Raw genomic sequence first — 14,453 nt, forward strand, 5'->3', positions numbered from 1 at the left:
TCACGCAATTAACTGCTGCCATTGGGGATAAATACGTTCGGGGATAAACCGCTCGGCTTTTTCCAGCGAACGTTGGGAAAAGCGGTGCCGTAGAGCGGCATCCGCCATCAACGCCAAAATGTGTTGGCCAAAGGCCTGAACATCGCCGTCCGCAATTAAATAACCGTTACTGCCGTGGTCGATCAGCTCGGCCGGCCCGGTCTGACAGTCAAAAGCGATCAGCGGCAAACCAAAACTCATCGCTTCAATCAGCACCATCGGCAAGCCTTCATAACGGGAGGTCATCAGTAGCATGGCGGCCTGGCGATAATGGCTGGCAATATCGGCCGTTGCCGGCAACAGTTTGATCTGCTGCGCCAAACCCAATGTGTTGATTTGCTGTTGCAGCGCCAGACGTTCCGGCCCGTCGCCAACGATATGCAACTGCCAGCCCTGAGCCCGCGGTACAATGCTCTCCCAGGCAGAGATCAGGCGATCAAATCCCTTTTGCCGGCATAAGCGCCCTACCGCCAACGCAATGGGCTGGCGCAGCGCCGGTGAGGCGGATTGAATGGGAAACGGAGAAACGTTTTCAATCACCAGGCATTTCTGTTCGGGCACCCAGCGGCGGATGTTGAGCAAATCCTTTTGTGTCAGTAACACGGTGCGATCGCTGAGGCGATAGATAAATATCTTGAGCCATTTCATCAACCATGGGTATTGATAGAAGCTGACGTGCTCACTGAGCAACAGGCGGCTTTGCGGGCATAGCAAGCGCAGATAAGGCGCCATAATGACCGAAAGTTTGCCCATCGAAACGGTAATAATGGCGTGGTATCGGCCATGGCGCAGCAAGCGGGCCAGCCGCCACGGCCACCACAACGCCCGATCGTTAAGCAGCCGCAGGTTAACCTGGCGGTCAAGCGGATAAAACGCGCCATCGCCGCAAATTGATAGCAGATCGACCTGATAACCCGGCAGCGCGGCCAGCGCATTGGCTAAACCGCTGGCGACACGCTCGGTTCCCCCTTTGCCGGCCATATTTTCAATCACAATCGCGACTTTCCGATATTGCATGTTTTCTCCATACCCCTTCGTCAACGATTCCTGTCATGCACCGGGCTTCAGCGATATTGCGTGTAAAGCACGGGCATAAAGAAATCGCTACTGTTATTCACCGTTAATAGACATTGCCGTTTTCTTTTTAATAAAACGGCAAGAGGCAATGCTATAGACGCAATCAATTATTAATAGCACGCAGATATGATTTTTATTTACACCCAGCGGGTGAAGCTGGCCAAAAAAATATCATCACCTCAGATGAGGTTGCGGAATTATTTCAGGCGAACCATATTGTTAAATTGCGTATTAATAACGTGATGGTTGTATAGCGTAGATGAGGCTATTCAAAAAAATAGCTCCCCCATTCTTTCTCAACGGTTGCCGGCAGCAGTTTTTGTAACCCAGCGCCCGGTGTAAAAGTCAGTTCACCAAAATAAACCCGCTCTTCCACCTGGTAAAAATCAACCCTGACATACGAAAACTGCTCAGCGACCCGGCGCGTCAACGCCAGCATCAGCCGCAGTTGGCTCGGTTTTGCCATCGGAACATCGCTGTTTGGCACCCCCATGCGGATTTCCGTGCGGTTCCAATCCTGATCAAAAAAATCACGCCGGTGATCGATAAAGCGCTGATAATCAATCTGAATAAAAAAGCGGATTTCCCCATCACGGTTAAAACAGTGGATCTTGATATCGTTCGGCGTCTTCCCCTTTTCCAGCAGCATTTTCTCTACCAAAATGCGCGGTGGAATATCTTTATAATGCCGTTCCCGATAAACCTGGTAAAAATTCTGCCGCATCCAGCCTTCTGTGAGCGCGCGCAATTCATTAAAGCTGGTTTGGGCTTTGTCAAACACCAGCTGATTATAACCACTGCCGTGATTAGCCTTGATAACAAAAGCGTTGGGTAAACGCCGGTACATCTCTTCGGTTAATGTTTCTCCCTGCGCATACAGTTCTATCAGGTACTCTTCCCCCCACAGTTTTGCAATATAATCCCTCACCTGATATTTATCCGAAAGCTGGGTATAGATGCTGCGGGGGTACACCTTTCTGCGCATCAACTTTTCACTGTAGTATTTCGGTTTTGATAAATGCGGTATTTTGTGAAAGAACATGGCATATTTTAACTGATGATATATCGCATCGGGCATGCATTTATAAAAACCATGTACTAGGCTACTTAACATAAATCTCTCTAACCCTCCCTATTAACTGGGGCAAACAACGATAGCAAGTTATCTGCAACCTGGTTATTTGTCCTCGCCTGAAAAAACCATTAAATACAAAAAATGAAACAAACTCGGTTATCAACGTTGAAATGGCCGCGCCATGAATGCCGTAGCGCGGGATCAATACAATATTCATCACCACATTGACCAACGCGGCCAGCGGCATTTTTATCGCAATGAATCGGTAACCGCCGAATAGCACGATCGCCTGGTAAGAAACGGTACCCATGACGGAAAACAATGAGGTTACCGAACACAGTGCCAGAATCGTCGCGGTTTCCCGGAAATTCTCGCCGAACAGTAACACCACCAGTTGCGTGGGAAACAACGAGAGCAGCAAGATCACCGGCGCGGATAACAGCAACACCACCAAATACAGCAGGCGGATGCGATCTTCTTTTAACTGCTGGGTGCGCGCGCCGGCCACGCTTGGCAACATGGAGGTGATGAGCGCCATGGGGACAAACACCCATCCCTGGCTGAGCGTAATCGCCGCACTGTATAAACCAACGCTATGTTCCCCCAGGTAGTTGCCAAGCATGATCTGATCAATACGTGTATAAATGACGATCGACAAACCGGAGACGGCTAACGGCAGCCCAACCTTCAACAGATAGCGCCCGTAGCCACGCTGATGGCGTTTAGCGATAGGCCGCAATGGCAGCCTTGAGCGGTGAAACAACACGCTGCGTACCAGATAAGGCAACAGGCTGCTAAGCACGTACGGAACGGCAAACCATACCAGCGGCAGTTCCAGGTTAACCAACACCAGGCGCATGATGATCGACAGCAGCAGCGCCACATTGTTAATCATGGTGTTTAACTTGGATTTCAGCAGTGCGTCGTAATAAATCTTGTACACGTCCTGCACGGAAAAATACGCGCTGACCAACATCAAGGCCATCATGATCTGGCTGGTGCGATCCTGCGTCAGCAGCGCCCAGGCCATCAAGGGAACGGCAATCACGGCGAATAATTGGCGGCGAATACGCATTGAAGCCAGCATCAGCCGGATACCGCTATGCACGCGTTTCGCCACCCGGTTGAACAGCACCGTATCTGCGCCCAACTGCACCAGCGGTACGCCGATTGCGATCACCGACAGCAAATAGCTAATCAGCCCATATTGAGCCGGCCCAAGATAACGCGCGACGTAGACCGAAACAAAAATGCCCGAAAGGCTCAGCGAGATCCGTTCCAACATCAGCCACAGAGAGTTCATCAGCACCGTTTTCATGCCGTTATTTAGCCTCTTGCTGGTAGCTTGGATAGGCGAAGGTATAGTATCCCGCATCGTTATTGGCGCTTCTTTTGAGCACGCCGTTGAGGATCACGCCTTTGACCGCCACGCCATTTTGCTCAAAACGGCGCAGGCTAATTTCAACTTGCTTGACGGTATCGACTTCAAAACGCACCACCATCAACGCGGTGCCGGCATGCCGGCCGACGATCGCCGCATCGGTGACGGCCAATATCGGCGGGGTATCAATCACCACCAGATCATAATGCTGTTCCGCCCAGTGCAAGAAATCGGCAAAGCGCCGGTGCATCAGCAACTCCGACGGATTAGGCGGCACCTGACCACGGGAAACAAAATCCAGCTGTTCAACATCCGTCCGCTTGACCACCTGCTCGGTCGTCACCTGGCCGGCCAACATATCGGAAAGCCCCGGCTGAGCATGGCGGCCCATCCAACGGTGCAGAAAACCCTTGCGCATATCGGCGTCGATCAGCAGCACCCGTTGCCCGGCCTGGGCCAACACCACCGCCAGGTTGGTGCTGGTAAAGCTTTTACCGCTGACCGGGCTGGCGCCTGACACCAACAGAATATTATTTTTGGCTTCCAGCATGGCAAAATGCAGGCTGGTACGCAGGCTGCGAATCGCCTCCACCGACAAATCACCCGGCTCCTCCAACGCCAGGATCGGCAACTGGGTGCCGCTGCTTCTGGCCAACAGTTGCTGTTGGCTGCGGTTGCGTTTTTGCTGCCACGGCGAGAGCGGTACCGTGGCATAGACGTTGATCCCGCGCTTTTCCAACGCATCGGTATTACTGATACCGCGATGAAATGCCGCACGCAGCAAAACCACCGATGACGACAATACCCCACCGATCAACAGTGCAAAGATCACTATCAGCATTTTTTGCGGCTTCACTGGCCGCATCGCGGTTTCCGCCTCGTCGATGATACGAACGTTCCCTACCGTTCCCGCCTTGCTGATGCTCAGTTCCTGCTGCTTGTTCATCAGTTGCACGTAAATCTGTTGATCCACCTGCACGTCGCGGGTCAGGCGCAAAATTTCCTGCTGGGTTTTTGGCAACGCCTGTACCTGTTTGCCCAGCCGCGCTTTTTCCGCCTCCAGCGTGGCACGCTTTTCCAACAGCGCGCGATATGCCGGGTGCGCACGGGTATACAGCTTGGAAATCTCTGATTCTTTGAACGTCAGTTCATTTAACTGGGCTTCCAGTTGCACCAACGTATCCAATACCGATTTGGCTTCCAGCGACAAATCGACGGAATCATTCTGCTGGCGAAAAAGATTCAGTTGGTTTTCCGCCCCATTGAGGGAAGCCTGGGTTCGCGGCAACTGTTCCCGCAGGAAGGCAAGCATGCGCTGTGCCTCTTCGGTTTTGCGGTCTACATTCTGCTGTAGATAATTTTCTGTAATGCTTTTGAGGACATCCTCTGCATGCTGTGGGTTTTCTTCCGTCAGGCTAAACGTCATGATGCCGCTTTCCTTACCGGCCGATGCGACATCCAGCGCATTGCGCAAATCATCAACGGCCGCCTGGCGCGGCACTTTTACTACGGTAAAGGTGCTGCCGACCGGCGCCTCCAGCGCCGTCACCGCCAGGCGCCAACCACCCTGGTTCAAGACCTGCCCAACGGCGCCGGCCAGAATGGGCTTATCGGCATAGCTCAACACCACATGCTGCGGATCCTGCACGGTGAGGGTGAGTCTTTCCCCCTGCATGCCGGCCGGTACGGTCATCTCGCTGATCTGCACTTCCGGCGGCGTTTCGCCACGCAACCGGGCGAGCCCCTTACCGAACAACGGGAAATAATCAGGCTGCACACGCACCGTCAAATCCAGATCGTCGACGGTTTTACCAATGACATAGCGTGATTTGGCCAACGAAACTTCATCTTGCGTGGCAGGGTTCTGGCCCAGCGTATTTTCCAACGTTTCGCGTAGCAATGACTCGCCTGATAGCTGCTTTTCCACCTGCACCAACGCGCTGGCCTGGTAAACCGGTGTGGCCAGCAGCGCGTAGGCCACCCCCAGAACGCCGGCGATCCCCGTGATCAGCGTGATGCGCCAGCGGTTGTCCCACAGGGGGCCGATCAGCCGTTCCCAATCCAGTCTTTCATCCTGCTCGGCCATCACAATGGGCAGTGCGCTGTTATTCATGTTCAATAGTCCTTGCTTTGACGTTGTGGTTTACCAATTGCGGATCCGCAACGTGGCTTCGCTGAGATCGTTAAAACCGGAGATAGTTGGCGTCAGTTGGGCAATCAGGCGATTCCAGCGCGCTACCGGCGCCGCCGTGACGTACACCACATCAAAAGGTTGCAGTTGGAATTCGGTGCCCATCGCCAGCGCCGTGGCGTCGGAAAGGTCAAACTGATAGAGCGCGGCCAACGGCCCGGCGTTGCCGCCGCCGGTTGGGCGGATCACAAACACGCCGGTAGCGTCGGCAACCGTCTGGCTGATGCCTTCGGCGTTGCCCAACGCTTCGGTCAGCGTCATACCACTGCGATCCATTTTCAGCGTGCTTTGTTTGCCCACCTCGCCCATGACGAACACTTTCAGTTCGTCATTGCGCGGCACGTAAAGAATGTCGCCGGGCGCTAGCAGATGGTTCTGGCTGGTATCGCCGCGCTGCATCAGCGCCTGCAGCGAGATGCGTTGTTCCTGGCCGTCGTGGGTCAGCACCACATTGCGCCAATCGGCGTTTTGCGTCAGGCCGCCCGCGGCGTTGATGGCGTCCAGCACCGTCAGCGGTACGTTAGTGATCGGCTGCTGGCCCGAGGTCTGCACCTCGCCGGTGACATAAGCTTTTTGCGAACGGAAAGCGGCAATGCTGACATCCACCTGCGGGCTTTCCACATAGGCCGCCAGGCGCTGGGCGATCAGACTGCGCACGTCGGTCACCGTTTTGCCCACCACCGGCACGCGGCCAATATAGGGATAGAAGATGGTACCGTCGGCATGCACCCAGTTACCGGTGTCGCTGGCGCTGCGGTACTGGCCGGCCGGCGTGGTCAATTCAGGATGATCCCAGACGGTGACGTTTAGCACATCGCCAATACCGATACGGTACTGGTAACGCTGCAAACGTTGATCCAACTGCGGATTGGGCCGAGCCACCGGCTCTACGCGGCGCATTTTCTCCAGTAGCATCGGCGTCATACGGTAAACCTGCACCCGCTTGTCCAGATCAAAATCATCATCTTGTTGCGCTACGCGGGCTTTGCCCTGGGTGGGTAAATGCGAGCCGGGAACAACGGTACAGCCGGAAAGTAGCGCACCGGATAACATCAGCGGCAAAAAATGAGGCAAATGAAGATTCATGAAAATACCGTGAAATAGCAGGCCGTGCGGCCTGCGTAGAGGTTAACGATCGGCAGAGCGCCGTTCGGGAAAAACCGTGGCCGCGCGCGGCTCACGCAGCAGGGAAAAATAACCGATGAAACAGAGCATGAAGGCCAGCAGCATAAGATCTTCAGGCAACAGCAACACTTCACTGCAAATGCCCACGCAGGCCAGCGTGATGGAGAGCATGCAGCTCATGCCCAACGCCTGGCGGGCGTTAAGGCCATGGCGCATCAAAATATGGTGGATGTGATCGCGCCCGGCTTTGAACGGGCTTTGATGGCGCATTAAGCGCCGCACCATCACCGTCACCATGTCCATCAGTGGGATGGCAATCAGCCACAGTGCGGTGACCGGCCGCATTACCGCCTGCTCGCCCTGGGTCGCCACAATCAACAGCCACAGCACGGTGAAACCGATCACCATGCTGCCGGTGTCCCCCATAAACACCTTGTTCTGCTGGCCAAAGATTCCCAGGTTGAACAACAGGAATGCCGCCAGTGCCACCATCAGCCCCAGGCACCACAGCGCCAGGTTCATCTGCCCGCTAATAGCAAACAGCAGCGCCAGCGCGGTAAAGGTGACGCAGGAGAGTACGCCGAGCTGGCCGTCGATACCGTCAACCATATTGTAGGCATTGATGGCGCCCCATACCGCCAGCGGCGTCAACAGCAGGGTCAGGCCGCCCAGTTGCAGCTCGGTATTACCCAGCAGGTAGCCGAACGATTCCAACTGCATATCGGCTTCCAATATCATCACCAGCGCAATCCCGCCTTGCGCAAACACACGCGGCGCGACGGGTAAATCGAAACGGTCATCCAGCGCGCCCATCAGCGCCAGCACGGTGACACACAGCAGATAGACCGTCCCTTGCGGCATCCAGAAGGGTTGCCAGAGCAGCATCAATAAAATCGCCAGGTAAAGTACAATACCGCCCACCAATGGAATGTGCCCCTGGTGACGCTTCCTATCGCTTGGTTTATCCACCAACCCAATAGCAAACGCCACCTGGCGGGCAAACACCAACAGCAACAGCACCACAATAAATAGCCCGCTCAGTTGATATAACATTGTTCCTCCGCTCATTAATTGAGCTCGCCTTTATCTCCGTCATGCTTCCTTCACGTTATATGGCCGTGAAGCGGAAAACCCTGCCAGTCATTCAGGCACGCTACCGCCCTTGGGTTACAGCTCCCAATGCGCTATCAATAAAAAAAGAACGGCGAACCCCAGGAAAAAAATCAGCATGATTTGATCCTGCACAAACACATTTATTAATCGGGTAGCGGAAACTCCCTCCGCTAGCCCGGAATAAAACTAATTGTTAAAAAATTCGTGCTTAATTGTTTTTTCGATCGCCGAACCAAGATGAACCGGCGCGACAAAATCGCTGTCAACATTGGTCTTAAATTGCGTTCTGGCACAAAATTTTTGTACACGAACACGGCTGATAGGAAATTTACGGCGACTTATTTTACTCAATATATCGAGCACGGAGGCGCCGCAAAGGCCAACGAAATAAGGAATACGAATCGTTTTATTACTTTTCCCTAAGGCAGACGAAATAACATCAACCAGTTGATTCATGGTGAAGTCTGGTTTATCGACATAGTTACTAACCAAATAACCCGATGGATGATCAAGGGCATATTCCAACCGGGCGGCAATATTTTCCACATAGGCCATGGATTTCATATTATTGCCGCTGCCTACCATAACAAAACGGCCACTGGCGATTTGCCGGAACAGGTTATAGACGTTGCCACGGTTGTCCTCACCAAACACCACGGTAGGCCGAATGATCGTGAGTTGATTTCCCCCCGCCGATTTGCGCCAGTCGTCATACGCATGTTCAGCTTCCAGCTTGGATTTGCCGTAGTGATTGAATGGCTCAAAACGCCCTTCTTCCCCGGTTTCCCGCTGAACAAAACCATAAACCGCGACGGAAGACGTGAAGATAATCTGCCGGATATTCAGCCGGGATGCCGCCAGGCAAACATTGCGTGCCCCTTCCACGTTTACCTGGTAATACAACGCTATCGGTTCAACATTGTCTTTATGTTCGGCCGCGAGATTAATAATGGCGTCGCACCCCTGAAGCGGCTCAATCAGCGTTTCAGTCTGGGTAACATCTCCATATTGATAAAGTTCGGGAAAACGCTCGCTCTTTCGTTTATCGATGATGATCAATTGCAGATCGGTACGTTTGCTTAGCCGCTTTACCAATCGAGTACCAATAAAACCGGCCCCCCCAATAATAGCCACTTTGCTCTTATGCATAATTTGTCACTCAGCCAGGTTCCTATATTTATTTCCCGCCACACAATGAGGCAGAACGCTAAATATTCTTGGTGCTACCAGACTGGACAAACTACCCTAGCCTTTCAAATAACAAATGGTGAAATAACATCTACCAAATTTATAAAATCCACACCTGTCGTGAAATATTATCTATTATTAAACTTCAATGTCATAAAGCGATGGGTATTGTTTTGTTTTATAAGGAAGAATAAGGCCAAACCAGTGATTGCCAATCCCACTTGAACTGTCAAGGGTGGAAAAATGTTTTGGCTCTCCCGGCTTGGAGTCCACACATTCGAGCGTGGCCTGCTCCCGATTCTGGCTCTGATACAAACAAAGTAAAGTTTGAGTTCCGTGATTAAGAGGATCGTTGAACGTCACCGTCAATACTAAACGCATATTATTCTGAATATCATTGGCAATTGTCGGGCGCATTTGATTGCCCAACACATAGGAAAAGTGCGAAATGACCAACAGTGAAACTAACGCCGTCAGGTATTTCATTACCCGCCCGGCGGGCACATGCGGCAAACGTGGGGTAATATGGGCTTTATCACGGTTCTCAGGCGGCTGGTCGTCCTCTTCCGGTGCAAGGGCAGGCTGGGTTGCCAAATCGCCGTCAGGGGTGGGAACGGCCGGTACATCACTCTCTGCCAGCTCGGCCACCACCTTTTCTGGCCGCTGCTCCCCGGCGTCTTGCGGTTCCTCGTCCGGCACGGCTAGCGTAGCCTCGCTGGAATACTCTTCTTCACCGGAGCTGAAGTGGAATATGTTCTGGTTTTCCACCTTGTAGCCCAAGCGGGGAATGGTGCGAATCAAGGTGTGCCTAGTGTCGCCAATTTTTTGGCGGATAGATTTAATTGTTTGATTTATAGTCGAATCTGAGCAATATGTCCCTTTCCATATACTTTCCACAATTTCCGAACGCGTCACCAGTTCAGGCGATCTGGCAACAAGCAGTGAAAGTATCTGATACTCTTTCCAGCGTAGACGGAACGTCTTCCCATCAGGCATCAGTACATCGAGGTTCCTAATCTTTATTCTCTTATCAAGATTCACTTTTAATTTCCTTAGTATGCCTATGGTGCACACTTTTATAGAAACATGAAAAAATGTTCGAGAAATTAAATGTAAACTCAACAGGCGTATTCAAACACTATGTATTTTTATAAAAATTGCCGATTTCATTTTTTACAGACATTGTGTCTCTATCAGATATTGGCTATTTGAACTACTTATTTTCCCTGTTGGCAACATTGCATTTCCTTGCCCTAGCTGACGGTGTCATCATCACAATAATTTGATTTTTATAAAAAAAGAAAACTCCTTACGTCATGTTAACCTTGTGAAATTGTAAAATTTCATACCAATACTGGACAATAACTCGGCTTTACCGTTAATCCAACAGCGAGATAGCCTACAAAAAGACAGAAAAAACAGAATGAGAGTTATCTGATTTGAGCATTTTTAAAGAAAAACGGGGCATATTTTGTTCGTGAGGGTCAGGCTCACGAAAAAATGCAGATGTGAGAGCATCGATTTATTTTCTTACTTTGCCATGTCATCAAACTGAAATTAATACTGATTGCTGACGATGGCGCAGCGGTTAATGAGGCTGCGAAGTAATAAAAATAAAATCGGCGCTAAGATAATAATTTTATAAAAGTAGATGCTGGCAGAACGCAAGCATGAGAATTTTACTGATTAACAGCGATATTGACGTAAAACAGAACCTGGCGAATGAAAAAAGATAAATTCTCCCCTGCCTGGGTAAAATTCGGCAGGGGAAGAAAAATCAACCGCGTTTTTTGCGGCCATAAACCGCCCAGGTGATCGCCACACACAGCAGATAGAAAATCACGAAGATTTTCATCGCGCCTTCCGGCGAACCAGTCAACGCCAGCGAGGTGCCAAACGCCTTGGGAATAAAGAACCCGCCGATGGCGCCAATCGCTGAAATAAACCCCAGTGCGGCGGCGGAATCGGTCACTGCTTCACGCTGTGCCTGTTCGTCGCTTTTGCCATTGGCCTTTGCACGTTCAAGGGTGATTTTGCGAAAAACGACCGCAATCATCTGGAAGGTCGAGCCACTGCCCAGGCCAGCGGTTAAAAACAACAGCATAAATACCGCATAAAACGCCATAAACGCCCCTGCCTGCCCTGCGCCAGGCAGAGTGAGGAACAACACCCCGGCAAAGACCGCCATCAACACAAAGTTAATCAGCGTCACCCGCACCCCGCCGAAACGATCGGAGAGCGCACCACCGACCGGCCGCGCCAGCGCCCCCAGGAAAGGGCCAAAGAAGGCATAGTGCAGGATCACCACGTCCGGGAACTGGGTTTTCGATAACATGGCGAAACCGGCGGAAAAGCCGATAAACGAACCGAAGGTCGCCAGGTACAACAGGCTCAGCACCCAGAGATGGCCACGTTTAAGCACCGGTAGCTGTTGGCGAATCGAGGCTTTCGACGCTGCCAAATCGTTCATGCCGAACCAGGCGGCTACGGTAGCCAACAGCAGGAAAGGCACCCAGATCCAGGAGGCGTTCTCCAACCATAGCGAACTGCCGTCGGGCTGCAATTGGCCATCGCCGCCAACAAAGCCGAACACCCCGAAGGAAACCACCAGTGGTGCGATAAGCTGCATTACGCTTACCCCCAGGTTGCCTAAACCGCCGTTCAGCCCCAGGGCCCCGCCCTGCCGGGATTTGGGGAAAAAGAAGCTGATATTGGCCATGCTGGAAGCAAAGTTAGCGCCGCCGAAGCCACACAGCAGCGAAATCAGCACGAAGACATTAAACGGCGTGGACGGATCCTGAACGGCCAGGCCGAGCCAGATGCAGGGAACCAACAGCAAGCAGGTGCTGATGGCGGTCCAGCGCCGGCCGCCGAACAGCGGGATCATCAATGCGTAGGGCACCCGCAGAATAGCCCCGGAAACGGAAGGCAGCGCTGCCAGCATAAACAGCTGATCGGTGGTAAACGCAAAGCCCACTTTGTTCAGGTTAACCGCTACCGCACTAAACAGCATCCAAACGCAGAAAGACAACAGCAGGCAGGGGATGGAAATCCATAGGTTACGCTGAGCGATGCGGCGCCCCTGCTGTTGCCAGAATATGGCGTTTTCAGGTTGCCAATCCTGGATAACCGCGCCCGTTTTCTTCAATGATGGCGTTGAGATTTGCGACATAAAGACCTCAGAAAGGCTGTGAGAATGCCACCCACCCTATTGATCCGCACCCGCCCCAAAGTTGACGTAAATCAAGGGGATGATGGGTTGTTTCGCGGGCAAAAACATCACTCGATCCTAAATAAGTAGTTAGCCTGACCGGGTAAAAATACAGAAAATCAATCTGCTAGTTAAAAACCCTGCATACTGAATGGCGATCACCCACCCAGGTGGAAATTAATAGGTACTTCGTTTGGAGTATATGGTTATGCCGGGGGATAATGAAAAATAGTGCAGAATTGTTACCTGGCGGCAAGCCGTTTGCCCAGAGGCCGCCACGTTTTTAACGGGGATCCACAACGCATGAAACGCCTGCTGGTTTCGCTTTCCATTGTGCATCAGGTTTCACTGTTGATGCTACTGCTCAGCCTGCTGGGCATCGGCGGAATGGGGATTTCCGCCTGGATGTCGCAAAGCATTCAGGGGAATGCCCATGCGATCAACAAAGCCGGCTCGCTGCGGATGCAAAGCTATCGTCTGTTGGCGCAGGTGCCGTTGGATGCGGACAGCGAACGGCTGATACTGCAAATGGCGCAGGATGAAAACAGCCTGGCGCTACAAAGCGCGGTCAAGCAGGAGGGGTTAACAAGCCAGTTCGACGCACTGCGCGAGTACGGGCAACAAACGCTGCTGCCGCACTTGCGCCAGGCGCAGCGCCCCGCCGACGCCAGCACGCAGGTGGCGCATTTTGTCAGCCTGCTGGATAAGCTGGTATCCAGTATCGATCGCCAGACCGAACGGCAGTTAGGGTTGGTGACGCTGGTGCAGGCGGGCTTTATCGCCCTCACCCTGCTGCTGTTGCTGGCGACCATTGGCTACCTGCGCCAGCGCCTGTTGCACCCCTGGCGGCAACTGCTCACCATGGCGCAGGCCGTCGGCCAAGGCAATTTCAGCGGCCGTTTTACCCCGCCCAGCCGCCGCCATGATGAAATGGCTTCGCTTGGCTACGCACTCAATAGCATGTCTGACGAACTGTCGGCCATGTATGGCCGGCTGGAACAGCGGGTGGCGGAAAAAACCGCCGATCTGCAGCAAAAAAACCAGGTGTTGGCGTTTCTGTATCAGGCCAGCCGCCAGTTGCACGCCAATCAACCGCTAAGCGCCCGCCTACCGCCGGTGATTGATCAACTGCAGGCTCTCACCCCTTTGCAGGCGATCCAGGTGCGCCTGTATGAAAACAACGGCGCGGCGCAGTTTAGCCCGCAAAGCGCCGCGGCGGAGTACGCCTCACGCCCCACGGGCAACACCGCCGTGCCTGGCGATGAAACCACCCTAAGCTGGAGCCTGCACGATAAACTCGGCAGTTACGGGCTGATCGTCGCGCAGCACGATCGCCATCAGCCGCTGAACGACGAGCAGCGGCGGCTGATTGATTTGCTGGCGGAACAGTTGACCAGCGTGCTGGCGATTGAACGCCAGGTGGATCACCGGCAACAGCTGATGCTGATGGAGGAGCGCGCTGCCATCGCACGCGAGCTGCACGATTCTATCGCCCAATCGCTCTCGTGCCTCAAGATGCAGGTCAGTTGCCTGCAAATGCAGGGCGAAACCCTGGTACCGGCGGCGCAGGATCTGGTGCGGCAAATGCGTGAAGAGTTGAATACCGCCTACCGCCAGTTACGCGAGCTGCTTACCACCTTCCGCCTGCAACTCACCGAGCCAGGCCTGTTGGCCGCGCTGCAGGCCACCGTGCAGGAGTTCAACCCGCGCCTGGGGTTGGAAATCACGTTCGATTACCAACTCAAGCCGCGCATGGTGCCGCCATATCAGGCAATACACCTGTTGCAAATCGCCCGTGAAGCGCTGAGCAATATTTATAAACACGCGCAGGCAAGCCAGGTGCAGATCCGCGTCAGCAGCCGGCACGGGGAAGTCACCCTCAGCGTCTGCGATAACGGCCGCGGCTTGCCGCAACAGCGCGAACGGCCAAGCCACTATGGCCTGATGATCATGCACGATCGCGCCAAAAGCCTGCACGGCCGTTGCGAAATTCTTCCCCGCCACGGCGGCGGTACCGAAGTCCGGGTGACGTTCCGCCCAGACACAGCCTGAA

The 14,453-nt window shown here is 53.2% G+C and carries 10 protein-coding genes; 1 reads left to right on the forward strand and 9 read right to left on the reverse strand.

Annotated features, from left to right (window positions below; all coding sequences use genetic code 11):
* From ABFX35_RS09655 to ABFX35_RS09695, 9 genes are all read right to left on the reverse strand, one after another.
* Nucleotides 1–1,056: a glycosyltransferase family 4 protein gene (locus ABFX35_RS09655; protein ID WP_279023454.1), complete on the reverse strand. Its 1,056-nt coding sequence runs from the start codon at nt 1,054–1,056 to the stop codon at nt 1–3.
* Nucleotides 1,057–1,381: 325 nt separating this feature from the next.
* A complete protein-coding gene (locus tag ABFX35_RS09660) occupies nt 1,382–2,230 on the reverse strand; it encodes an ATP-grasp fold amidoligase family protein (RefSeq protein WP_341464456.1) in 849 nt (282 codons plus the stop codon).
* Nucleotides 2,220–3,509 (reverse strand): flippase, encoded by a 1,290-nt coding sequence (locus tag ABFX35_RS09665; RefSeq protein WP_279023450.1) that lies wholly within the window; start codon nt 3,507–3,509, stop codon nt 2,220–2,222. Before ABFX35_RS09665 ends, ABFX35_RS09660 begins: the two co-directional genes overlap by 11 nt.
* A gap of 4 nt (nt 3,510–3,513) precedes the next feature.
* Nucleotides 3,514–5,685, reverse strand: coding sequence for a polysaccharide biosynthesis tyrosine autokinase (locus ABFX35_RS09670; protein WP_279023448.1), 2,172 nt, complete (start codon nt 5,683–5,685; stop codon nt 3,514–3,516).
* A gap of 30 nt (nt 5,686–5,715) precedes the next feature.
* Entirely contained in the window at nt 5,716–6,849 is a 1,134-nt protein-coding gene (locus ABFX35_RS09675) for a polysaccharide export protein (protein ID WP_279023447.1), read from the reverse strand.
* Nucleotides 6,850–6,891: 42 nt separating this feature from the next.
* Nucleotides 6,892–7,941: a UDP-N-acetylglucosamine--undecaprenyl-phosphate N-acetylglucosaminephosphotransferase gene (gene wecA / locus ABFX35_RS09680; protein ID WP_346080551.1), complete on the reverse strand. Its 1,050-nt coding sequence runs from the start codon at nt 7,939–7,941 to the stop codon at nt 6,892–6,894.
* A 246-nt stretch (nt 7,942–8,187) separates the two neighbouring features.
* Nucleotides 8,188–9,150, reverse strand: coding sequence for an NAD-dependent epimerase/dehydratase family protein (locus tag ABFX35_RS09685; RefSeq protein WP_346080552.1), 963 nt, complete (start codon nt 9,148–9,150; stop codon nt 8,188–8,190).
* Nucleotides 9,151–9,327: 177 nt separating this feature from the next.
* Nucleotides 9,328–10,230 carry a transcriptional regulator gene (locus tag ABFX35_RS09690; protein WP_346080554.1) on the reverse strand — a complete coding sequence of 301 codons (903 nt, stop codon included), beginning with the start codon at nt 10,228–10,230 and terminating at the stop codon, nt 9,328–9,330.
* A gap of 736 nt (nt 10,231–10,966) precedes the next feature.
* A complete protein-coding gene (locus ABFX35_RS09695) occupies nt 10,967–12,361 on the reverse strand; it encodes a NarK family nitrate/nitrite MFS transporter (RefSeq protein ID WP_279023439.1) in 1,395 nt (464 codons plus the stop codon).
* A gap of 342 nt (nt 12,362–12,703) precedes the next feature.
* Between ABFX35_RS09695 and narX the strand changes: the two genes are divergently transcribed.
* Nucleotides 12,704–14,452 (forward strand): nitrate/nitrite two-component system sensor histidine kinase NarX, encoded by a 1,749-nt coding sequence (gene narX, locus ABFX35_RS09700; protein WP_346080556.1) that lies wholly within the window; start codon nt 12,704–12,706, stop codon nt 14,450–14,452.
* Nucleotide 14,453 lies beyond the last annotated feature (1 nt).

This window comes from Gibbsiella dentisursi, assembly GCF_039539505.1.
In the GTDB taxonomy this organism is placed as follows: Bacteria; Pseudomonadota; Gammaproteobacteria; order Enterobacterales; family Enterobacteriaceae; genus Gibbsiella; species Gibbsiella quercinecans.